The following is a 20,458-nucleotide window of genomic DNA, read 5'->3' as shown; positions in this document are numbered from 1 at the left end:
CGGCGGTTATGAAGCGAGCGGACTTCGACGCGGTCCTCGCCGAATTCGAGCACCTGATCCGGGAAAAGGGGTTTACCGGAAGTCGGGGTACCTACCGCCTGCCCGGCGGTGTCCAGTTCAAGTTCGTGCTGGACAAGTTCGGCTGGGACCCTCAGCTCGGCTGGGCATTTCTCCTCGAGGTGCAGGACAATACCCGGAAGGATAAGTGGAACAACGTAACGGGTGAATACCGGTTCCAGATCGGCCCGCATACTCTCGAGAAGACCATCGGCAGAAAAACGCTGATCAACCTCTACGCCGACAATGTAATGTTGAGGAGCCGAGCGACGGGCATATGGTTCGTTTTCGATGACGTCGAGCGGCTGCGCGCCGTGCTGGGCTTGATGCTGGAACCCGCGCTCGCGCACATCCGAGCGTGGGCCGAGTCGGTGCAGGCCAACACGAACTAGCGCTCGCGCAGCGCCAGGGCCTGGCCGTACCCGGACCAAACGCCGCCTCGGTATCGCCCCCCGACCAGCAGCGCACCGCCGAGGCCGTACGGGTTCACCGCCTCGTAGTAGCGATCGCCGAGGTCCCGCGTGAGCCCGAGTGACTGGGTCAGGCAGTGCAGTGCTTCGGACTGTCGTCGACGGTGCTGTATTCCGGCGTGCGACCGGTAAGAATACGGGCCTCCGCGCCCCGGTCTCCGATCTCGCCTGTGACGTTCAGGGCTGGAGCCCTCGTCCGCAAGCTTCAAAAGCGTTCTTGGCCGACCATGAAGGCGTTCCTGAATCCTGCTATCACCGGAGCAAACCTGCGTGGCCCTGCCTGTACCCGGGGAAGACGATAGGAGAACCGTGCGGTTCGGCAAGAGAAAACACCGCGATGGTTCTCGGGACGCCGTGAAGCGGCATCTCGAGAACCATCTGGGGGCGGTCACGTCACTCAGCACGATCGAGGTCGCGGGCAAGGCGACGATCGACCTCCACGAGCACCGCGACGCCCCCGGAACCGGGCAAACCACCTTGGTCACCAACGGGTTGGCATCCTTCGCGCGCGAGCACGCCTTCGCCGGCGAGGAAGGGCTCGCGCAGGAACTGGTCATGGTGCTGCGCACCGAGTACGTGACGGAGGCGATGCTCGACTTCTTCGCCCGCGTGGCCGACCTCTACACCAGTCAACACGGCTTGCTGGACTGGGGCGTCCCGCTGAAGTTGGGCAGCCCCGTGCCGGGCAGCGACGACCTCAGCTTCCTCTACCCGACCCCCGCCGCGGTTTTCGAGGAGTCGTTCCAGTTCGTCGAACAGCCGAACGCGCTGACCGTGTTCTGCCTGCTCGTGCCGCTGCGCGACGAGGAAGTGGACGCGGTGGTACGCCTGGGCATCGAGGGCTTCGACGAGGAAATGGGGCGGCTGGACCCGGACATCGGCGACCTCCGGCGACCCGGCATTCCCTTCCGGACAGGGTGAAGTAGGTCGGACGGGCGGGTTCGGTTGTCGTACCCGCCCGGTGGAGGGGACCGTGCAGGCCGCACCAGGAGCGCTCAGCACCTCGACGGTCCACCCACCATCCCCGACTTGCGCGGCTGCGCGCGGTCAGCGCGACCGAACTCGCCCACCGCCCCGCAGTCAAACCCCACCGCCTGGCCATGTGGGAACAGGGCTATCTCGGCCCCGAGCAAGGAGCACTAGTGGCCGCCTCGCGCTGGTGGCTGTGTCGGATTTGGGCACGGCGTGGTACCGGGGCCAGCTGATGCCCCGAAGGTGACTCCGTCGCCGCGGAAGAACGGGACCGTCGACCAGGGTGAGACGCAGCGGTGGTAGGCGTGGCCGTTGGAGTTGTCGATGTGGATGAGGATGAGGATGAAGGAGTCGGCGCAGTGGGTGTAGACGGCGACGGCGCCTTCGTTCTGGTCGGGGTTGACGTGGTGGTAGCCGCAGACGACCTGGGTCGCGGACGCGTCGCTGTGTGGTGCGAGTGCCAGCGAGGCGAGGGTTGTGGCGATGGTGGCGGTGCGTCGGATCGTTGTTGAGCCCATGGGATCGCCTCCGAGTGGATCGGGTTTGTTGGGCGATCTCGAGGGTGCGTCGGGCCGTGCTGCGCCGGTAGATGGTTGTCGTATTCGGCTGGAATACGGTGGGGAATACGTCGCCGGGTCAGGCGAGTGCGGCGAGGAGTTTGCCCAGGAACGCTTGGGTCCCCACGGTTTCGATGACCTTGACCGGTCGGCGGGTGGTTCCGATGGTGCTTTCGATGTTGGTGTCACGGGCCAGGGTACGGAGGTCCGCGACGATCTGGCCGCGGGTGTGGGTGCCGGTGAGTTCGACGGCGAGGACGAGCTCGCGGTGTGTGGCCAGGGTGGGGTCGAGGGTGATCGCGACCGCGAGTGGGTCGTGCAGGGTGCACGCCTTCTCGCCGATGAGTCTGGTGTAGACCTCGGCGTAGTGGGTCAGGATGGCGTTGGCATAGCGGGCTCGCGGGGTGTCGAGGTCGGCGAGGTGGTCCAGCCAGGTGGCGCCGGCGCAGGCCGTTTCGGTGGCGTCGAGGCCGACGAGGGTGAGGTCGTAGCCGGCGCGCAGGACGATGTCCGCTGCTTCCGGGTCGTGCCAGGTGTTGGCGTCCGCGTAGGGGGTGATGTTGCCGGGGACGGTGACCGCGCCGCCCATCAGGGTCAGCGAGCGGACCAGGTGGGGTAGGCGGGGTTCGAGCATGGTCGCGAGGGCGATGTTGGTCAGCGGTCCCAGTGCGATGACCGTCAGCTCACCGGGGTACGCGCGGGCGAAGCGGACGAGTTGCTCGGCGGCGGATTCGGTGATCGGGCGGCGGGTGGAGGGTGGTCCGGCGTGGCCGCCCAGGCCGTTGGGGCCGTGGACGAATTCGGCGGTGTGCAAGGGTTGGATCAGGGGTTCGTGTGCGCGCACCGCGACCGGCACGTGAGTGAGGCCGACGAAATCGAGCAATCGCAGGGCGTTGTCGGCGGCCAGGGGTGCGGGGACGTTGCCGTGGACGCTGCCGACTGCGACCAGGTCGATGTCGGGTTGCCGGCCAGGTAGAGGATCGCGGAGACGTCGTCTACGCCGGGGTCGGTGTCCAGGACGATGCGCACGGCGGTCACTCAATCAGTTGGTTCGAGTGACCAGCCATCGCCCGAGAGGGGTGGCTGGGTCTTACTGTGCGTGTATGAGGGTGTGTGTGTTCTGCGGGTCGTCCAGCGGTCGGGAGCGGCACCTGGAGGTGGCCCGCGAGGTGGGCCGGACGTTGGCGCGGCGGGGGATCGACGTCGTGTACGGCGGTGCCGCGGTCGGCATGATGGGGGCGATGGCGGACGGGGCGCTTGAGGTCGGTGGCACGGTGATCGGGGTGATCCCGCAAAGCCTGGTCGACTGGGAGGTCGCCCATCGCGGGCTGACTGAGCTGCATGTCGTGGCGGACATGCACGAGCGCAAGGCATTGATGGCGCGGTTGGCGGACGCCTTCGTGACGCTGCCCGGCGGGGCGGGCACGTTGGAGGAGATGTTCGAGGTGTGGACGTGGGCCCAGTTGGGGCTGCACGTGAAACCGTTGGGGTTGCTGGATGTCGACGGCTACTTCGGGCACCTGTTGAAGATGGTCGACCACATGGTGGAGGAAGGTTTCCTCAAGCCCGCCTACCGCGACATGCTGCTGGTCGCCGACGAACTGGACCGACTCCTCGACGACTTCCGCGACTACCAGCCACCGGCCTACAAGTGGACCGAGGACGGTCCGTTGCGTTAGACCTCCTGCCACGCGGCGCTGCCCTGAGTCGTATCGCGATGGCGGCGGCCAGGGTCGGTGAAGCCGAGTACGCCGCACACCTCGCCGACGAAGCACTCGACATCGCTCGCAGTTCAGGCTCGGTGCGCACGGAGAACGACCTGAGGGCGCTGGGCGAACTGCTTGACCCTCTCGACCACGTGTCGGCGGTGGCTGCGTTACGGGGCCGACTGGCGTTGAATGATCCCTCGTGACCGCATCGGAGATCGAGGTCAGCACGATGCGCCGCGCGATAGTCCTGTCGGCGCATGGCCTCGGCCGGACCAGTCCGAACCCGCCGGTGGGGTGCGTCATCCTCGACGCCTCGGGCCAGGTGGTCGGGGAGGGGTACCACGAACGCAAAGGCGAGCCGCACGCCGAAGTCCACGCGTTGGCCGCTGCGGGTGAGCTTTCACGTGGCGGTACGGCGGTCGTCACGCTGGAGCCGTGCAACCACTACGGTCGCACCCCACCGTGTCGTGAAGCCCTGATCAACGCGGGAGTCGCGCGCGTGGTGATAGCAGTGATGGACCCGACGTCCCGGGAAGAAGGCGGTGCCGCCCGTCTGCGCGCGGCGGGAGTCGAGGTCGAAGTCGGCGTCTTGGCGGACGAGGCCCGCCTTGTGCTCGGCACTTGGCTCGACGTCCTGGACAGGAAGCGTCCAGTCGTGACCTGGTCCTACCGTCACACCGACGGCCAGATCGAACCGTTGCCTCCTGAACTCGTGGTCCTTGAGTCGTCCGGCGTCGACATTGTCGTGGCCGCGAACGGGCATGTCAGCGAAGCGCTGCCCGGCAGCCATGGATCGGACGTCTTCACCGTGCCCAGCGGTGCGCCACTGGAAGAGCCAGTGCGCTTCCTTGAGGACCTCTACCTCGCTGGTGCTCGAACGGTCGTCTTGGCGACTGGAACCGACCTCGCCCGACCGTTCATCCACGGCGGCCTGATCGACAGGATCGTCGTCTACTCCGAATCAAGCGGCCCCTCACAGCATCGAGACCCAACTCGCCAGACACCGATGCTTCCCCTGGGCTTCGTCGTCGATGAGGTCTCCAGTCAGGCTGGGTGTATTCGGGTCGACGCCCGACCAGTAAACGTCGGATCACCCTCAGGCGAGGCCGGACGTGCTTGAAGTGACCGCGATGTCAGTGGTGGAACGGGAGCGCGGCCGCTCGTCGACCGCAAGCGGCGCGCCCCAGTGACGACGTGATCACCTGCTAGTCAAACCGGAGGTGGTCGACCACCTCACAGAGCCGTGGCACCGTATAATTACCCAGCGCGGCGAGTCGGCTACAACCTGTCCGGCCGCCTGTTGACGGCGCCCGACCCAGTGGAGCCACCGTGATGGAGAAGCGCGAGCACGACGAAGAGCCCCATTCGGCGAACGCTCGCTTGCGCCATGCGCTCAAGGCGGCTCGGGATGGCGCAGGACTGAGCCAGGCGGAACTCGGCGCGATGGTCGGATACACCCGCCAGTACATCTCGTTGGCCGAGCGCGAGGGGCACAACTTGCCTTCACGCGAGTTGGTGGCCGCGATCGACCGCGCGCTGTGTACCGACGGAGCCCTCGTGCGCCTACGGGACGCGGCTCGGCAGGAGCAGCTCAGAGGACGTTCCTCGTCGACAGCGAGTCGGTCGACGCCCGACACCGTGGAGGAGTTGCTGATGAGCGCGGCCGGAGAATCCTCGGAGTTCCTGAGCTGGGCCGAGTCCACCAACGTCGGCGACCTCACCATCGAGCAGATGCACGACGACATCCGACACATCGCCCACTCCTACCTCAAGGTTCCGACGCTCCCGCTGTTCGCACGGACGAAAGCGCTGCGGGACCGCGCCTTCACGATTCTGAGCGGACATCAGGACCCGCGACACACGCGGGAGCTGTACGCCGCGGCCGGATGGTCATTGACCATTTTGGCGTGGATCTCGGTGGATCTGGGCCGCGCCGACGCCGCCAAGGATCACGCCCGTGCCGCGTGGATGTGCGCCGAGCGGGCCGACCACAACCCGTTGCGCGCGTGGGTGCGCGCAACCCAGCACACGGCGGCGTTCTGGCAGGCCGACTACGACGTCGCCGCCCGCTACGCCACCGACGGGCTGAACTACGTCGGCACCGGCACGGCGGAGCTGTTCCTGACCAGCGCACGCGCGTTGGACTTGGCCCGCGCGGGCGACACCCAGGCGGCCGAAGACGCGCTGCACCAAGCACAGCGAGTCGCTGATACTGCTGAACGTGCGCAGGACGAGCTGGCCGGACCGCTGACCTGCACCGTCGACCGTGCCGGATCACTGTGGTCGGACACCGAGCTGGCGTTGGGCCGAGCCGACAACGCACTTTCACTCGCTGACCGGGCTGTCGAGCAGTTCGAAGCCGCTCCCGAGGATGAGCGCAACCGCGGGTCCGAGCGGATGACCCGACTTCAGCAGGTGAAAGCTCACTTGGCCCTCGGCGACCTGCGCTCGGCGGAGGACGCGCTCGTGCCGGTGCTCGACACACCGTCCACCCAGCGCGTCCGGCCCTTGGTGCACCGTGTGACCGAGGTGGGGACACTGGCCGCGCAGGCGGGCGGCATGTCGGACCCGACGGCCGGCCGAATCCACGCAGCCGTCACCGACTTCCGCAACGACACCGTGGTGAGGGAGTTGAGCGCGTGAGCGAGCTTGAGCCGATGCGGGACCACTGGTGGTGGCGACCGGGCTGGCGGGTCGGCAGGTCGTTCTACACGTGGCACATCACCTTCGCCGGCCAGCCTGCCATGGAAAGGTTCGTCTCCGATTACGCGCCCGCGCTCGCTCGACTTCCGCAACTCGATCCCGTCCCGGTGCGCTGGCTGCACCTGACGCTCCAAGGGCTCGGCTTCGCCGACGAGATCGACCCCGGCGACGTGGACCAGATCGTGGCGGCGACCCGCAAGCGCTGCGCCGAACTGGAGCCGTTCACCATCACAGTCGGCCCGGCCCACGCCGATCCCGAGACGATCCAGGCACCCGCTCGGCCGCTGGAGCCCTTGGCGGAGTTGCGACTGGCGATCCGAGCCGCGATCGGCGACGTGTGGGGACGGGATGCTGTGCCGGAACCCGAGGCCGGGTTCCGCGCTCATGTCAGCCTTGGCTACAGCAACGCAGCCGGGCCGGCGGAACCCGTCGCCGACGCGCTACACGTCCACGGCGGCCACACGGCCGAGGCGACCGTGTCGTCCGTGTCGCTGATCGACCTCAATAGGGATCGCAAGGCTTACGAGTGGACGGAGATCGCGTCGGTCGAGCTCGGCGCCGAACGGCACTGAGCGGCATCCCGGAGAGCCGGGCAGCGCGCGTCGGGGGCGACGCCCTCGTGCCCCGCGGTCGACGGCGATCACGTATGGCATGGACGTAAGAGCAAGTTCGCGACTTGGGTCGAGCCAGGCAGGTGCGCCGGCACCGCTTCGTATCCTGGTTTCCGACGGGTGCTCGTATTTCGCGGTACGCGTTTCACTGGTTCGGTGGACAGTCGCACGGGCGGAATTCGTTACGATTCGAATTACGTGCACTTGTCCATATCGGCAAAGGGAGCGCGATAGTGTCGAATTCGGTGTTCGCGTGGGGCCACAGTGGGGAAGGCGCGTTCGGTGACGGCACCTCGGTCGGCCACCTGTGCCGACGCAGACCAAAGGTGTCGGCGGCAACGGGTTCCTGACCGGGATCAAAGCGGTCTCCGCGGGCAGGCACAGCATGGCGCTCGCGACTGACGGCACGGTGTTCGCCTGGGGCGACAACGGCGAAGGCCAACTCGGCAAGGGCACGACGATCGAGGCGTGGACTCCGGTGAAGGTCCAGCTGCCCAACGCCGGCGGCCCGTTGCCGAACATCAAGGCGATCTCAGCCGGCAAGCACTCGGAGCTCAGCACCGTCCACAGTCTGGCCTTGGACGCCCACGGCAACGTGTGGAGCTGGGGCAACAACACGAAAGGTGAACTCGGTGACGGCACGTTCGTCCAGCGCAACAACCCGGTGCAGGTCACCTCGCTGACCAACGTGGTCGAGGTGAGTGGTGGACTCGCCTGCTCGCTCGCCGTCCACTGGACCGGCAGGGTGTTCGCCTGGGGTGACAACAGCTACGGGCAACTCGGCAACGGCAGCACCACGGGCCAGAACAAACCCCAACTGGTGTTGAACGTCAACAGCAGCGGCGCCGCCGACGTGCTCACCGGAATCGCGTCCGTGTCCGTCGCACGCCACTCGCTCGCTGTCGGCGTGAACGGCAAGCTGTACGCGTGGGGCCGGAACACCGAGGGCCAACTCGGCATCGACAACGCGCCTGCGCAATACACCCCGGCCGAAGTTTCGCTGATGGCCACGACCGTCGCGGCCTCCGCCGGGTACCGGCACAGCCTCGCCCTCCGGGCCGACGGCTTGGTCTTCGCCTGGGGCGACAACAGCGACGGTCAACTCGGCGACGGAACCACCGTCTCCCGCCACACCCCGATGCCGGTGAAGGCCCCTGTCGGCGATCCATCCGGCGCGAAGTACCTGACCAGGATCGTGGCGATCGCGGCCGGCTACTACTCCAGCTGCGCCCTGCGGGCGGACGGGAAGCTGTTCACGTGGGGCAACGGTCTATCCCTGGGCAATGGCAGCAACAGCGGTAGCGCGACGCCGGTGCAGGTGAGCAACCTCAGTGGGGTCATGAGTGTCCACGCGGGCACAACTCATTACGTCGTAACCGTCTAGTACGACTCGGCGCCGCCCGGCTGCTCGCGAGGTCGCCCGACTGTCGCTCCCGCCTCCCCGACCCCGAGTCGCTGACCTGCGTGGCCGGGGTCGCCCCGTGACGTCGGTCTGGGGCGGGCGAGGACGACGGCTACCGATCAAAGTGTGAGGGGGATTCTTCGGCGCCTCGGATCCCTGCGAGGGCTGACGATCCGTGGAACGGCCGGTCAGGCGGTTTCGCGTGCGATCAGACGCCGGGGCCAGCTGATGCCCCGAAGACATCGGCTGGCCCCGGCGGTGGTCGACGTCGGGCTGATTCAGAGTGCTGTTGCTGCGACGCGCGCCGGTGGCTGTCCGAGTCGGCACATGCGTTTGCCGTTGATGACCATGGTTTCGGGGGTGATGGGGACGTAGTAGGCGTTGGTGACTCCGTCGCCGCGGAAGAACGGGACCGAAGACCAGGGTGAGACGCAGCGGTGGTAGGCGTGGCCGTTGGAGTTGTCGATGTGGATGAGGATGAAGGAGTCGGCGCAGTGGGTGTAGACGGCGATGGCGCCTTCGTTCTGGTCGGGGTTGACGTGGTGGTAGCCGCAGACGACCTGGGTCGCTGAGGCATCGCCGGTTGGTGTCAGCACCAGCCCGGCGATGGCCGTGACGAGAGCGGCGGCGTGTCGGATCTTTGTGGCGCTCATGTGATTGCCTCCCAAGGGAGTTGCGGTTTCTTCTGCAATCACGAGCATCGGCCGCGGCGAGGGCGCTGACCAGATTTCGAATAATTCGAATACTAAAGAAGAGACGCCGGTGGCTTGGGTGCGGCGGCTTGGACGTCGCCGAGGTAGGTGGTGCCGCCTGCGGAGGTGACTCGCGCCTCGGTTCGGCCGTTGTGCTCGACCATCCGGCCGAGGGCGTCTGGTGGGTCTGTGGGAGCGGCGCGGAGTAGGGAGAACAGGAAGACGGTCGGTGTGGCGGGGAGGTGGAGTTGGGGTGTGCGGAGTTTGCCGCGGGGGATCGGGTAGAGCAGGACGACGCCGCTGTCGCCGAGGCTTGGGCGGTCTACTTCGGACAGTGTGGTGGCGACAAGGTCCTCGATGCGGTCGTCGGGTAGGAGAAAGTTGCTCCACGGGTGTGGGCTTTGCCAGGCGCCGATCCCGCGGAGGAGGGCGATGTCGTCGGCGAGCCGGTTGAGGAAGTCCCAGTAGGTGGTGTCGGTGACTTCGGCCGTCCTGGCAGGTAGTTCGGCGAGCAGTCGGGTGTCGTCGGGTCGTGCCGGAGGCGTGAAGTGGTGGGCTGCGTCGAGGAGGTAGGTCCAGGCGCCGCTGTCGTCGAGTTTGGCCTGGCCTTCCAGGTAGTCGAAGCGTTGCTGATCGACGAGCCGGCGTTGGTCGGCCAACAGGTCGGTGAGGCGGTGGTAGCGGAGGCGGTAGGTGCGGGTGTGGGCGGGTGCCGGGATGAGGCGCAGGGTGGCTTGGACGATGACGCCGTGTCTGCCATAGCCGGCGCGTACGGCGTCGAAGAGGTCGGCGTGTTGGGTGGGGGAGCACGTGTGCGTTGTGCCGTCCGGGGTGATGACGTCGAGTTCGAGGACGTTGTCCGTCTGAGCGCCGTGGTGGTGGCTGGCCCCGCCTAGGCCGCCGACCGACAGGGTGCCGCCGACGGAGAGGTCGAGGTGGTCGGTGAGGACCGGGGGAGTCGCGCCGTGGGCGAGGGACGCGGTGACGACCTGGCGCCAGGTCGCGCCGGCGTCGACGGTGATGAGGTCGTCGGCGATGTGGTGGATGGTGTTCAGGTGGTTGAGGTCGAGCACGATCCCGCCGGGTGCTTGGGCTTGGCCTTGGGTGGAGTGGCCCTGTGCGCGGGGGACTACCGGTAGGTCGTGGTCGCGGGCGAAACGTTGGATCGCGCCGATGTCGCGTCGGGATGCGGCGCGCACGACGGCGAGCGGGCGGTGACGGACGACCCGGCCGAAGTCCTCAGCGGCCCACGCGAGGTCTGCTTCGGCGGTGGAGACGATCCCCTCCAAGACAGGGAGCGCAACGTCGCCGGGCTTCGGCGGTCGGTCGACGAACCGGCGTTGCGTCGTGTCGAAATGGGTCGCCTTCCGGTTCGTCATCGTGGCACCTCCGCGTGGTGTGGTCAGCCTGCCCGGCGTGGGAACGGAACGGGAAGGGTCATCGCGTCGAGATCGGCGCGGACTTGTGCGGCGCGCGGGTCGCCGAGCGATTCGAACTGCTCCAGCGCTTCCGTCCAGGCCCGGTGGGCTTGTTCTCGGTCGCCCGCTTCGAAGTAGCGATGGCCCAGCTTGCGCAGGTACTGCGCGCGGCCCCACCGATCGGCTGCCGATGCGCTGGTGTCGATCGCTTGGTGGAGGAGGTCGAGGGAGGCGGTGTGGTCGCCGAGGTCGTGGTACACCTCTGACATCTTGTCCATCGCGCAGCCGGTGGAGATGGGATCTCCGTGTGCGCGCAGGATGGTGATTGCTTCGGTCAGCAGCCCGAAGGCCGCCTTGTACTGACCCACTGCGCGTTCGGCATCGGCGATGTAGCACGTCACGACGGCCCACGACCAACTTCCCGGATCGGCGCACAGTCGGCGGGCCTGGCGGTAGTGGGCTGAGGCGGCTTCGTGCCGACCTTGCTCCTGGAGAACGCGGCCGATCCCGACCTCGCTCCAGACCTGCCCGGCCGGTCCGTCGTGTAGCGAAGCGGCCTCTTGGAAGCTCGTCTCCGCGTCGTCGAGCCGGCGTTGGTCGAGGAAGGCGTTGCCGAGGTTGGTCAGGATCCACGCCTGGGCGGTGCGGTTGTCGAGACGACGGGCTTCGGCCAGGCACGCTTGGAGAGGCCCCAGCCACATCCCCCACGGGTGCCGCCAGTACAGGTAGTCGCCCAGCACGACCGGCAACGCGAACGCCACCTCGTGGACCTCGGAGACCAACGCCTGCTGCACCGCCGCGGCGAGGTTGGCCAGCTCAGTCTCGAACCACTCCAGCGCCTGTTCCGCCGACGCGAACTTGTGTGGTTGCGGCGGCGGGGAGGTCGTCCACCCGTCCATCCGAACCTGCGGCCTCTTCGGCGACATGGTGCGGTTTCCGGCAGCAGCCGTGTGCAGGTACCAGTAGAGCAACCGCCGTTCGACCTCGTCGGCCTCGGCAGCCGGCTCTTCCGCAGCCAGCAGCTCCGCGGCGTAATCCCGGACGAGGTCGTGGAAACGGTATCGGCGCACGCCGGATTCCTGGAGGAGGTGGACACCGACCAACACGTCGATCGCGCGCTGCACCTCAGCGCGGCCAGCGTCGGCGATCACAGCCGCCGCTTCCACGCCGAACTCCCGGCCTGGATGCAGACTCAGCAGGCGGAACAAGCGCCTCTCCGACTGACCCAACGCCCTGTAGGACCACGACAGCACGGTGCGCACCGCACCTTCCCCCGCGGGCGGCGACAACACGTCGAGCCGCCGCCCTGCTTCCGAGAGATCGTCGGCCAACCCCTTGAGCGTCAGGTGGCGGCTCGCCGCCACACGCTCGGCCGCGACCCGGAGCGCCAACGGCAGGCCACCGCACAGACTCGCGATCCGTTCGGTCGCAAGCCGCTCGGCATCGACGCGTTCAGGCCCCACAACGTCACGCAGCAACGCCACCGAACCCGGGCCGTCGAGCATGTCGACGGTCATGCACCGCGCGCCGTAGTGCGTCGCCAAGCCGGACAGCCGTGACCTGCTCGTCACGATCACCAGACAGCCCGGAGAGGCGGGAATGAGCGGTCGGACCTGGTCGAACCGGACGGCGTCGTCCACCAGCAACAGCGTGTTCGTCCCGTCGAGCACCGTGCGCAGCAGAGCCGATCGCCAGTCCAGGGTCGTGGGGATCTCCGCCGCCGGCACTCCGAGGGTCGTCAGCAGGTGTTCCAGGACCTCGTGCGGTCCGATCGGCTCGCCTTCCGCCGCGTGCCCGTGCAGGTCGACGAACAGCACTCCATCGCGGTAGCGGTGCCTGATCCGGTGCGCCCACGCCACGGCGAGGGTCGTCTTGCCGACACCGGCCAAGCCGTCCAATGCGATCACGTTCGCCGACGTGGCGTTGGGTTCGCGCTGCAGGAGCCGCTCCAACGCCACGAACGCGTCGTCCCGGCCGATCACCTGCGGTGTCGGCGGCAGTTGCGCAGGCCGCGCCGGTCCTTCCCGGTCTGCCGCCCGACTCTCGGACCGGAACAACTCGACGAACCTGTTCCCGGTGTCGAACGCGATGTCACACGCTTGGGCGAAGTCCAAGGTCGGAGGCTTGTGACCGTTCTCGACGTTGGAGTAGTGGCTTGCGCTATACCCGATCCGCTGCGCGATCGTCACCTGCGATGTGCGGCCCCGCACGGCCCGAAGCTCTTGCGCGAATGATCGGCGCGGTAGGACGTTCCCGCGACCCCCGTTCGTGCCCTTGTCCATCGTCGAACGCCACGCCCGGCTACGCCCCGAGGACGACATGGCGCCTCCCGGTGGCTCGCTGCTGCCGAGTCTCGGAAACGGGTGTGGTTCGACCAGACGGGACGCCGCGGGGCGCGCCGCATCGAGCGGTGAAGTGCGGGACTCCGCGTGCTGACTGGTCGCAGCGGCAGATGTCCGGCACGCGCGACGCGGCAAGGCAGCACAAGGTGCCACGTGATGGTTGCTGGAAGCTCAATAGTTGCCGAATCACGGTATCCCCGATCGCACAGGAGGCCGGCCACAGGCAGCCTCACCACTGCAACTCAGGGACCAGCTCGATGGCGACAAAGCCGACCCAATCGGCACTACTCCGATTGGCCTAGGGTAGATGCGGTCGTGAGTTGCGTCAAGCTCACAGTGTCCGGCCGCGCACGCAACGTCACGAGCGGCCGGACGGCGTCCGGCGCCGCAACAGTCGCACGAGCTTCGGCACCAGATCCTGGTAGTGGCCGCCGACCACGCGCACCAAGGCTGCCACGAGACGTGCGTCCGACCCTACGAAGACTCGTGCCCGCCCACGCTCGACGCCTTTCAGGACGATCGCGGCGGCCTGCTCCGGGGTCATGCGCGCAATACGTGTTTCGAAGCTCTTCGTCACGGCTTCAGGGTTCTCGCTCGCCGCGAAGAGGCCATTGCGCACTATCGGAGTACGCACGCCGCCCGGATACACGCATGTCACCGGAACCCGGTGGCGGGAGAGGGACATCTCCTGTCGCAATGACTCGCTGAAAGCTCGTACCGCGAATTTCGACGAGTTGTACGCGCTGTACTTCGAGATTGCCGCCAGCCCGAAGGCGCTGGAGAACGTCACGATCCGACCATCCGTCGAGGCGATGACCTGCGCGAGAAAGGCCTTCACCGTGTGGACGACTCCCAACCAGTTCACCGACATGACCAGCTCAATGTCCGAAACCTCGGACTCAAGCACGCTTCCCCGGTGAATTATGCCGGCGACCGCGAAGACTGCACCGGCACCTCCCAACTCCTTGGCGACAGTGCCTGCGGCGGCCTGCATCGAACCCCAGTCGGTGACATCAACGGTCTGGGTAACAACGCGCACGCCGGGAAGTTCGCATCGGCGTGCGGTTTCGGCCAAAGCGGCGCTGTCTTGATCGAGTAGCGCGAGATGCGCTCCCTGGCGCGATAGCTCGACAGCCAGCGCTCGCCCGATCCCTGAGCCGGCGCCGGTGATCACGGCTACCTTGCCGTCGAAATAGCTCATGGTCTCCAACGCCTTGTCGCGGAACGGTTTCCGGATACGAGTCACACGCGTGCGTGGACGGAGGCGGTGTTCAGTCGGCCTGGTCGCCGCCGGGCAGGGCCAGCGTCACCAGGGCAGCCGTGGTGTGCTGATCGAGCAGCATCAGCGCCGCTGTGACGATCACCTTCATCCAGCCACCGTCCTCGGTGCGGAGACGCAGAGTGCCTTGCGTGCGCCCGCTGAAGGCCAACTGGTCCGACATCGTCACCGCGGTGCGAAGATCCATGCGGTGAATGGCGGGCCGGTGTGGGGCGTCGAGCTTCCAGGCGGCTCCCGGGAGCGGATCATCGAGCCATCGCAGCAGCCTCATGGTGCGAAGGTCCACGATCGCGCGCCACCGATCAGGCGTAGCCTCGGCTGCCAGGACCTGCTGAGCGAGGAGGACCGGTGTCGACGGGGGCGCCGCCGGCACGCTCTCGGCCAAGCCAATGTCTTGGGTGATCCCACGTACGACCAGTTCGACCTTGCCCCTGCCGGTCGGGACCTCGACACAACGACAAGCGAAGTGCGCCGCACGCCGTATGCCGTCGTCCCGCCTCACCGTCCACGTGGCCTGATGCTCTGTTCCGGCTGTCGCCCGGACGAGCATCGCCAGAGCCTTCGACTCGTCCGAATTCGTTTGCAAACGCCCGTAGGCGAAGAGTTCGGCGAGGTCGTGTTCATTTCTCCAGTTCTCAGGGGATGTCCCGTACAACCGGAGTAGATCGTCCGACCTGCTGCTGACATGACGAGTGAGATTGATGTGCCACGCGCCTGCAGGGTTCCGGTCTGGTGGCCTCTCATCGACCCGACCAACCCAGACGTAGACGCCGTGCACACCACCGCCGTATGTCTTCAAGGGATGGCCGACCACTCGCCGTTTGCCTGTTGCGGTGGCGGCCTCGGCCGGCATTCCTGTCTCGATCACGTGTCCCACCAAGGCAATGGCGTCCGAAAGGAAAGGACCGCGACCCAGTACCGCTCGTAGCGAAACCATTCCCCTCGGGCTGCTTCCAACGGCTATCACCGTCGGTTCACGGCGATGGCCGCCGAACGTCTCAACCAACAGCCAGTCTGCCGCCATCACTACGCCCCTGGTCGAAGATCGGCTTGACCGGGAGTCTATCGCCGAGCGGCGTTCGGCGCTCGCAACCGACTCCATCGACAGTTCAACCAATCGAGCGAATCGACGCTCCTCGACCTTTTGGCGGTCTCGGCGACCTGCGGCTGGTGGTCGTTGATGGGGCACGGTTGTCGGACTGTTGGGTCCTCTCGGCCGTCGCCGGCCACGAACGAGGAGTGATGACTCAGCGCCGCTTGGATTGATCCACCGATCGTGGCCGGGAGGGTGCTCGGCAACACCGGCCCGGCCACGTCGGCGATCCGTGTCAGCGCTGCGCCGACTTGTCGTCCAGTGACGAGATGAACTTCCTCCAGGACTCCACTGAGAACATCAAGCTTCCAGCCGTGCGGCACTTGGTGTCGCGCGGCGCAAGTGCTTCAGCTCTCCGCGACCACAATCGCGGCTCCTGCGGTTGTGCAGTGTGGCACCTTCCCCGGTCGGGCCGACCGATCCCGTTGAGGGCACCACGGTCGGTCAGCGCAAGAGGCAAACCGGCCGGGAGGACTGTCTCCTGCGTCCTCACACTGTCAGGGCAGGCGGAGTTCGACGCGTTCGGTTCCGCCTGCCGCCGCGGTGGCCTCGGACGGTGTGCCGGTGCGTCCCTCCTTGGTCGCGGAGAACTCGTAGCGGCCCGGCGTCAGGTGCCATGCGAACTGGCCGTCCGGTCCGGAGAAGACGGCCAGTTCGGGCACCGGTTGCGGCGGGTGGTCCAGCGACTTGGGCTGCACGAGCGCACCGTCGACCGGACGCCCGCCGCCGTCCAGGACCACGCCGGTGAACGTGGCCTGCGCGGTGGTCGGGCTCGGCGGCGTGCTCGCGTCGGACGAACCGGTTTCCCCCCGACCGCACGCCCCGAACGCCAGCAGGCCGATCAGCAGAACCGTTTTCGCGGGGTGTGCACGTCCCACGATCCACTCCTCTCGGTCACCGGAAGGACGTAACGGCCGGGGTTCAAGGTTGCCGGGTCGGGCGGTTCACCGCCCGGACGGGGTCAACGCCAACCGATGACCAGGTTGAACCGGCTCTCGGTGATCCGCGGCCCGCTGTTGTGGCCGTTGGAACCGACGCCGTAGGCGTGGAAGGCCAGGGAGCACCGGCCCGAGCACCCGGATGAGCCGGACGCGCGCACGGTGTGGACCGAGCTGCCGCTGTTGCCGCCGACGGTGTCGTTGTCGTAGTACAGCCGCAGCGAGCTGCTCTCCCGCACCTGGTCGGAGTGGGTCCACTGCTGCTGGGCCTTGTCGCCGGGGTAGCCCTGGACCGTGGTGGACGTGCCGTTGAGCGAGGCGGTGGTCCAGTACGCGCCGTACCAGCCGGTGGTGTTGCCGATGGAGCAGTTCAGGGTCGCGCCGCCGTAGTCGGCGTCCGCGCTGCCGTCGGTGGTCCAGCCGGTGTTGGACCGCAGGGTCGCCGCGGTGCAGGAGCCGTACGGGAAGCTGGTCCCGTTCGCGCCGGGGTAGAACCTGAGCTGGCCGGTGTACCAGCCGGTGGTCTGGTTGTAGACGCAGTGCCCGGCGGTGAGCACCAGGCTGGCGCCGAACATCCAGCCGGTGCAGTGCTGCCGCTCGACGCCGTTCACGGTGCGGGTGATGAGCACCGTGGCGCGGGCAGGGAAGCTGGTGGTCGGATCGACCCGGACGCGGTTGTCCGCGCCGATGATCGACTGCGTGCCGAAGTCGTCGCCGGTCGGCGACTCGTAGCCCTGGACCTTGTGCCCGGCGGGCACGCGCTGGGCACCGTAGGCGGTGACGTCGGCCGGCACGCCGGTGCCCTCGTAGCTGGAGACGCCCCGCAGCCCGGTGACCGCGGCGGCCGTCGAGAACGCCCCGGTGTCGCTGGTACCGAGTTCGACGCCCTTCGGCGCGCCCGCCGAAGCCGTCGACACCAGACCGATGGTGGCCAGGACAGCGCTTGCCAGTACCACGCCGACGCGTGTCGACGATCTGCGCATGTTCACGGATGAGTCCCCTCTTCGCGGATGAAGTGCTCGAGGGGTAGGTCTGCCCCGAACCACGATCAGATACAAGAGAAGGGAAAACTCGACCGTATCGCCTATCAGGAGTGGGGCAATGGCCCACCGCGTGCCGCCTGATGGAAGAACCAGGCCGCCCGCCGACGCCGTGCGGCCGACGCCGTGCGGCCGAGGGCGGCCGACCGCACGAGGCAGAGGGCGCTCACCCGTTGCGCCAGGGACGCGCAGTACCGGTACACGCGTCTCGCCGCCGTCCCGTCACCTCCGACCAGGAGGGTGTGGCTGATCTTGCGGATTGTTCCGGATGCTGTGCTTGACCCGATGCGGCATCGCGTTCCGCCGGCTGGTTGGCCGGGGCGACGTGATCAACGGCGGTGGTGTCGACCACGGCCGGTGCTGGCCGTGTGGACCGCCAGTTGGAACTCCAGCAGCGGGCGGCACGGCACCGGTCGGCGGCGCCACCACCGGCCTCCGCGGCAGGCGCGGCATCGGCCTTGGTCGTCGGGTCGGTGCAGGGAGATCAATGCGCGGGTGCCAGCGAGTAGCGCCGGGACCTCCTCCCTCGCCACGCAGATGACCGCCTCGTCCTCCCCGTCCTCGGCGATGTCGCTCACCCGGTCCAAACGGGCGATCACCCCGGCACGGATCTCGTTGTAGGACACGTAGTTGGGCTTCGACGCTGTCAACGTGCACCTCCTGCCGGAAGGCCGCTCACGGACCACTGTGGACGACCGCGGCGGTACGGCTCGTGTCAGTTGCGTGTGGCGTGTTCCGATCGGTGATCGGTGGGTTCCGCTTCCTCGGAGAGGCGGTTGAGGACGAAGCTCACGCTGTCCGCCACCGCCTGGTCGTGTCCGTCGACCCGCAGAAGTCGGTGGTTGATGTCGAGGTCTCGCAGGACGTTCGCCACGTGGTGGTCGGCCAGTTCGCGGAACGTGGCGTCGTTGTCGCGAGGTTTGTCGGTTCCGAGTGGGACCGACTCGTCGAGCGTCGTCCGGTACAGCAGGTCGTAGACGTGGCTGTGGCCTCGGACGATCGTCTCCATGTGGGCGATGAGTCCGGAGTCGGGCTCTTCCCCGCGGTGGGCGAGTGCGGCGCGGTAGTAGCCCAGGGCGTCGGGCACCGCGCGGTCGACCAGCACGGCGTCGGAGTGCGGCCATTGCGCCATCTCCTGGCTGATGCCGTGGGTGATGAACCACATCGTGGAGACCCACGTGTGGTTGTGCAGGATCGGCAACCCCAGCTGCTGTGCGCGTTCACCCAGGTCTACCACCGTGGACACCTGGACGGACTGTCTACGCAGCTCGTGGGTCAGGCGGGCGATGAACGTGCTCTTGCCGGTGGAGTGGGTGCCCATCACCCCGACGATCACAGGTTTGTTCGCGGGCAGCTTCACCACAACCCGCCTTCCGGCTCCGCGATCGGGGCGAACTGGGGAAGTGCGGCCGACGCGACGAGCTCGTCCCACGTCGGGGTCGCGTCTTCGACCAGGGCGAGCAGGAGCAGCCAGGTGCACCACGTGTCGAAGCCGGCTCGATGCGGTCGGCGTTGCCCGGTCGTGGCACCGACGGGCAGGTCGGCGTGGGTGACGAGGTCGGACAGGCCGTAGCCGGGAAGGCCCGGCCACACCTTCCTGGCCAGCTTCAAGGTGTCCAGCACCATCGGCGGCCTCCAGGACGGCAGGTGCTCGCCCAGCACGCGGTAGTCGCCGCCGGCCGAGTGCGCGACCACGGTCCGTCCCTCCAGCAGTTGCTGCACCGCCGGAGCTGTGTCGTGCCACGTAGGGCAGGATTCGACGTCGGTGTTGCCGATGCCGTGGATGCGGTGGGCGATGCCATTGATCTTGTTCTTCGGGCGAACCAACCAGGTGTGCGAGTGGTCCTCGGTGACCGGAGCGCCGTCGACCGGCAGGATCGCGACCTCCACGATCTCGGGTGGCTGGCCACCGTTGCCTTCCAGATCGACCACGGCCAACGCGTGGTCGCGAAGGACGGTGGGAAGTGCTGTCGTCATGACGTCTCCACGGGGACGGGCCAGCCGAGATCGGCTCGACCGTGTCGGTGCGGGTGGTGTGGCTTGGCCACGTCGTGGACCTGGAACCCGAGGGTGTGTTGCATGAGGTAGCGCTGTTGCTCGTCCAGTCCGTCGACCACGACCGCGCGCTCGGTCACCGCGACCAGCCTGCCGCCCAGCTCTTGTGCCATTGCCTCGACTCGCCGTGCGTCGGGCAGTTGCCATCCATTCGCGCAGCGAGTTACCTGCTCTATGGGGCAGATGTCGCACAACTCCCGGATCCCATAGTGTCCGTTGTAGTCCGCGACCCCGTGCGCGTACGCCACGGCGCAGGAAGTCTTGCGGAACAAGGGTGACCCCGCCCCTGCCCGTGCTGCTGCCGTGAGGATGCGCTGCTCCAGGCGCTCGGGAAAGATCTTGCGCCGCGCCGATTCCTCGTAGGGCTCCGGCAGGCCGTGCGCCCGGTAGTAGTTGCGGATCTCGTCACGGAAGAACAACCCGGTGAACACCGTCGCGTGCGCGGAACCGGACAACTCCAACGCCCGCTCCAAGTGCCGGTCGCCGTCGTTGAGCCCCGGCACGATCGGCCGCCAGTACAGGATCACGCGGTACCGCTCGGCGCACCCGAACGCCAACCCCAACGACCGCGCGGCGACACCCGAGTCGACCGGCTCGATACGCTCGTCCTCGATCCCCGAATGGGTGACCAACAGCGTCACCCGCAATTGTCGTAGGGTGTTCAGCCGGGCGCAGTCCTCCTCCTCGACCCGCCACCGCGTGATCAGCAGGACGTGGTTGGTGAACCCTTGCTCGTCCAGCCGGCGCAACACTTCGAACACGTGCGGCTTCACCACCGGCAGCATCGGATCGGTCGCCCGGTTCATCAGCTGCACCGGCGTGAGATGCGGCCGGAAGTACCGGTGCCCGGTCAGCGCCGCCACGGCCTGCTCCGGTCCAACCACCTCGCGCGGAACCTTCATCCCGAAGTTGCCGAACACGTGCCGCACGCAGTAGCCGCAATCGAGTGGACACCCGATCACCGAGTTCAGGCTTAACCCGGACTTCCGGTACTCCACCACATCCAGCAGCTCTGCTTGCACCTGCGCTAGCTCGACCTCGGTCAACCCCCGAAGCCGAGCGGCCATCCTGCCCACGTCATCCACCCGTGCCTCCTCGCGCCGCATCTGTGCGCCTCGGC

The 20,458-nt window shown here is 67.5% G+C and carries 20 protein-coding genes; 7 read left to right on the top strand and 13 right to left on the bottom strand.

Annotated features, from left to right (window positions below; translation table 11 throughout):
• Positions 1-8: 8 nt before the first annotated feature.
• Together DFJ66_RS12965 and DFJ66_RS12960 are read left to right on the top strand one after the other, a co-directional pair.
• Positions 9-449: a hypothetical protein gene (locus DFJ66_RS12965; RefSeq protein WP_121221129.1), complete on the top strand. Its 441-nt coding sequence runs from the start codon at positions 9-11 to the stop codon at positions 447-449.
• A gap of 387 nt (positions 450-836) precedes the next feature.
• Positions 837-1,448 carry a suppressor of fused domain protein gene (locus DFJ66_RS12960; protein WP_170199348.1) on the top strand — a complete coding sequence of 204 codons (612 nt, stop codon included), beginning with the start codon at positions 837-839 and terminating at the stop codon, positions 1,446-1,448.
• Positions 1,449-1,666: 218 nt separating this feature from the next.
• Here DFJ66_RS12960 and DFJ66_RS45435 read toward each other — a convergent pair whose 3' ends face one another.
• The gene (locus DFJ66_RS45435; RefSeq protein ID WP_397556253.1) at positions 1,667-2,017 is read right to left on the bottom strand and encodes a DUF6355 family natural product biosynthesis protein; all 351 of its coding nucleotides are present in this window, start codon (positions 2,015-2,017) and stop codon (positions 1,667-1,669) included.
• A 118-nt stretch (positions 2,018-2,135) separates the two neighbouring features.
• Positions 2,136-3,098: a nucleoside hydrolase gene (locus DFJ66_RS12955; protein WP_211351114.1), complete on the bottom strand. Its 963-nt coding sequence runs from the start codon at positions 3,096-3,098 to the stop codon at positions 2,136-2,138.
• Positions 3,099-3,159: 61 nt separating this feature from the next.
• Here DFJ66_RS12955 and DFJ66_RS12950 point away from each other — a divergent pair, with 61 nt between their 5' ends.
• The 5 genes from DFJ66_RS12950 (at position 3,160) to DFJ66_RS12925 (ending at position 8,463) form a co-directional block, all read left to right on the top strand.
• Complete coding sequence (locus DFJ66_RS12950) at positions 3,160-3,735, top strand: LOG family protein (RefSeq protein WP_121221125.1); 576 nt, start codon at positions 3,160-3,162, stop codon at positions 3,733-3,735.
• A gap of 229 nt (positions 3,736-3,964) precedes the next feature.
• Positions 3,965-4,885, top strand: coding sequence for a bifunctional diaminohydroxyphosphoribosylaminopyrimidine deaminase/5-amino-6-(5-phosphoribosylamino)uracil reductase RibD (ribD, locus tag DFJ66_RS12940; protein ID WP_246029729.1), 921 nt, complete (start codon positions 3,965-3,967; stop codon positions 4,883-4,885).
• 212 nt (positions 4,886-5,097) lie between these two features.
• Positions 5,098-6,408 (top strand): helix-turn-helix transcriptional regulator, encoded by a 1,311-nt coding sequence (locus tag DFJ66_RS12935; protein WP_147459243.1) that lies wholly within the window; start codon positions 5,098-5,100, stop codon positions 6,406-6,408.
• Entirely contained in the window at positions 6,405-7,040 is a 636-nt protein-coding gene (locus DFJ66_RS12930) for a 2'-5' RNA ligase family protein (RefSeq protein ID WP_211351113.1), read from the top strand. The genes DFJ66_RS12935 and DFJ66_RS12930 overlap by 4 nt, the downstream gene beginning before the upstream one ends.
• Before the next feature lie 346 nt (positions 7,041-7,386).
• Positions 7,387-8,463: an RCC1 domain-containing protein gene (locus DFJ66_RS12925; RefSeq protein WP_121221117.1), complete on the top strand. Its 1,077-nt coding sequence runs from the start codon at positions 7,387-7,389 to the stop codon at positions 8,461-8,463.
• Positions 8,464-8,759: 296 nt separating this feature from the next.
• Here the strand turns inward: DFJ66_RS12925 and DFJ66_RS12920 are convergent, their stop codons facing one another.
• The 11 genes from DFJ66_RS12920 to DFJ66_RS12870 all read right to left on the bottom strand — a co-directional run bounded on the left by DFJ66_RS12920 (position 8,760) and on the right by DFJ66_RS12870 (position 20,444).
• A complete protein-coding gene (locus DFJ66_RS12920; protein ID WP_121221115.1) occupies positions 8,760-9,134 on the bottom strand; it encodes a DUF6355 family natural product biosynthesis protein in 375 nt (124 codons plus the stop codon).
• 92 nt (positions 9,135-9,226) lie between these two features.
• Positions 9,227-10,552 (bottom strand): FAD-binding protein, encoded by a 1,326-nt coding sequence (locus DFJ66_RS12915; protein WP_121221113.1) that lies wholly within the window; start codon positions 10,550-10,552, stop codon positions 9,227-9,229.
• A 23-nt stretch (positions 10,553-10,575) separates the two neighbouring features.
• Positions 10,576-12,873 carry a tetratricopeptide repeat protein gene (locus DFJ66_RS12910; protein ID WP_342776952.1) on the bottom strand — a complete coding sequence of 766 codons (2,298 nt, stop codon included), beginning with the start codon at positions 12,871-12,873 and terminating at the stop codon, positions 10,576-10,578.
• 418 nt (positions 12,874-13,291) lie between these two features.
• A complete protein-coding gene (locus DFJ66_RS12905) occupies positions 13,292-14,134 on the bottom strand; it encodes an SDR family NAD(P)-dependent oxidoreductase (protein WP_121231080.1) in 843 nt (280 codons plus the stop codon).
• A 70-nt stretch (positions 14,135-14,204) separates the two neighbouring features.
• Complete coding sequence (locus DFJ66_RS42140; protein ID WP_170199344.1) at positions 14,205-15,236, bottom strand: GAF domain-containing protein; 1,032 nt, start codon at positions 15,234-15,236, stop codon at positions 14,205-14,207.
• A 566-nt stretch (positions 15,237-15,802) separates the two neighbouring features.
• On the bottom strand, positions 15,803-16,183 hold the full coding sequence (locus tag DFJ66_RS12895; RefSeq protein ID WP_170199342.1) for a carboxypeptidase-like regulatory domain-containing protein: 381 nt from the start codon (positions 16,181-16,183) through the stop codon (positions 15,803-15,805).
• Between the two features lie 83 nt (positions 16,184-16,266).
• A complete protein-coding gene (locus tag DFJ66_RS12890) occupies positions 16,267-17,160 on the bottom strand; it encodes a trypsin-like serine protease (RefSeq protein ID WP_170199340.1) in 894 nt (297 codons plus the stop codon).
• Between the two features lie 452 nt (positions 17,161-17,612).
• Positions 17,613-17,933: a hypothetical protein gene (locus DFJ66_RS12885; RefSeq protein WP_121221103.1), complete on the bottom strand. Its 321-nt coding sequence runs from the start codon at positions 17,931-17,933 to the stop codon at positions 17,613-17,615.
• A 65-nt stretch (positions 17,934-17,998) separates the two neighbouring features.
• Positions 17,999-18,604, bottom strand: a complete 606-nt coding sequence (locus DFJ66_RS12880) for an AAA family ATPase (protein ID WP_147459240.1) — start codon at positions 18,602-18,604, stop codon at positions 17,999-18,001.
• Between the two features lie 35 nt (positions 18,605-18,639).
• The gene (locus DFJ66_RS12875; protein ID WP_121221099.1) at positions 18,640-19,260 is read right to left on the bottom strand and encodes a 3'-5' exonuclease; all 621 of its coding nucleotides are present in this window, start codon (positions 19,258-19,260) and stop codon (positions 18,640-18,642) included.
• Complete coding sequence (locus DFJ66_RS12870) at positions 19,257-20,444, bottom strand: radical SAM protein (protein ID WP_246029728.1); 1,188 nt, start codon at positions 20,442-20,444, stop codon at positions 19,257-19,259. Before DFJ66_RS12870 ends, DFJ66_RS12875 begins: the two co-directional genes overlap by 4 nt.
• Positions 20,445-20,458 lie beyond the last annotated feature (14 nt).

The organism is Saccharothrix variisporea (assembly GCF_003634995.1).
Classification (GTDB): Bacteria; Actinomycetota; Actinomycetes; order Mycobacteriales; family Pseudonocardiaceae; genus Actinosynnema; species Actinosynnema variisporeum.
Note: the sequence above shows the minus strand (reverse complement) of the source record. Positions and strands in the feature narration are given on the sequence as shown.

Excerpts from the sequence above, each read along its gene's own strand:
- DFJ66_RS12965 (WP_121221129.1), top strand. The coding sequence starts at position 9 with ATGAAGCGAGCGGACTTCGACGCGGTCCTCGCCGAATTCGAGCACCTG.
- DFJ66_RS45435 (WP_397556253.1), bottom strand. The coding sequence starts at position 2,017 with ATGGGCTCAACAACGATCCGACGCACCGCCACCATCGCCACAACCCTC.
- DFJ66_RS12950 (WP_121221125.1), top strand. The coding sequence starts at position 3,160 with ATGAGGGTGTGTGTGTTCTGCGGGTCGTCCAGCGGTCGGGAGCGGCAC.
- DFJ66_RS12935 (WP_147459243.1), top strand. The coding sequence starts at position 5,098 with ATGGAGAAGCGCGAGCACGACGAAGAGCCCCATTCGGCGAACGCTCGC.
- DFJ66_RS12920 (WP_121221115.1), bottom strand. The coding sequence starts at position 9,134 with ATGAGCGCCACAAAGATCCGACACGCCGCCGCTCTCGTCACGGCCATC.
- DFJ66_RS12915 (WP_121221113.1), bottom strand. The coding sequence starts at position 10,552 with ATGACGAACCGGAAGGCGACCCATTTCGACACGACGCAACGCCGGTTC.
- DFJ66_RS12910 (WP_342776952.1), bottom strand. The coding sequence starts at position 12,873 with ATGGACAAGGGCACGAACGGGGGTCGCGGGAACGTCCTACCGCGCCGA.
- DFJ66_RS12905 (WP_121231080.1), bottom strand. The coding sequence starts at position 14,134 with ATGAGCTATTTCGACGGCAAGGTAGCCGTGATCACCGGCGCCGGCTCA.
- DFJ66_RS42140 (WP_170199344.1), bottom strand. The coding sequence starts at position 15,236 with ATGGCGGCAGACTGGCTGTTGGTTGAGACGTTCGGCGGCCATCGCCGT.
- DFJ66_RS12880 (WP_147459240.1), bottom strand. The coding sequence starts at position 18,604 with ATGGGCACCCACTCCACCGGCAAGAGCACGTTCATCGCCCGCCTGACC.
- DFJ66_RS12875 (WP_121221099.1), bottom strand. The coding sequence starts at position 19,260 with ATGACGACAGCACTTCCCACCGTCCTTCGCGACCACGCGTTGGCCGTG.
- DFJ66_RS12870 (WP_246029728.1), bottom strand. The coding sequence starts at position 20,444 with ATGCGGCGCGAGGAGGCACGGGTGGATGACGTGGGCAGGATGGCCGCT.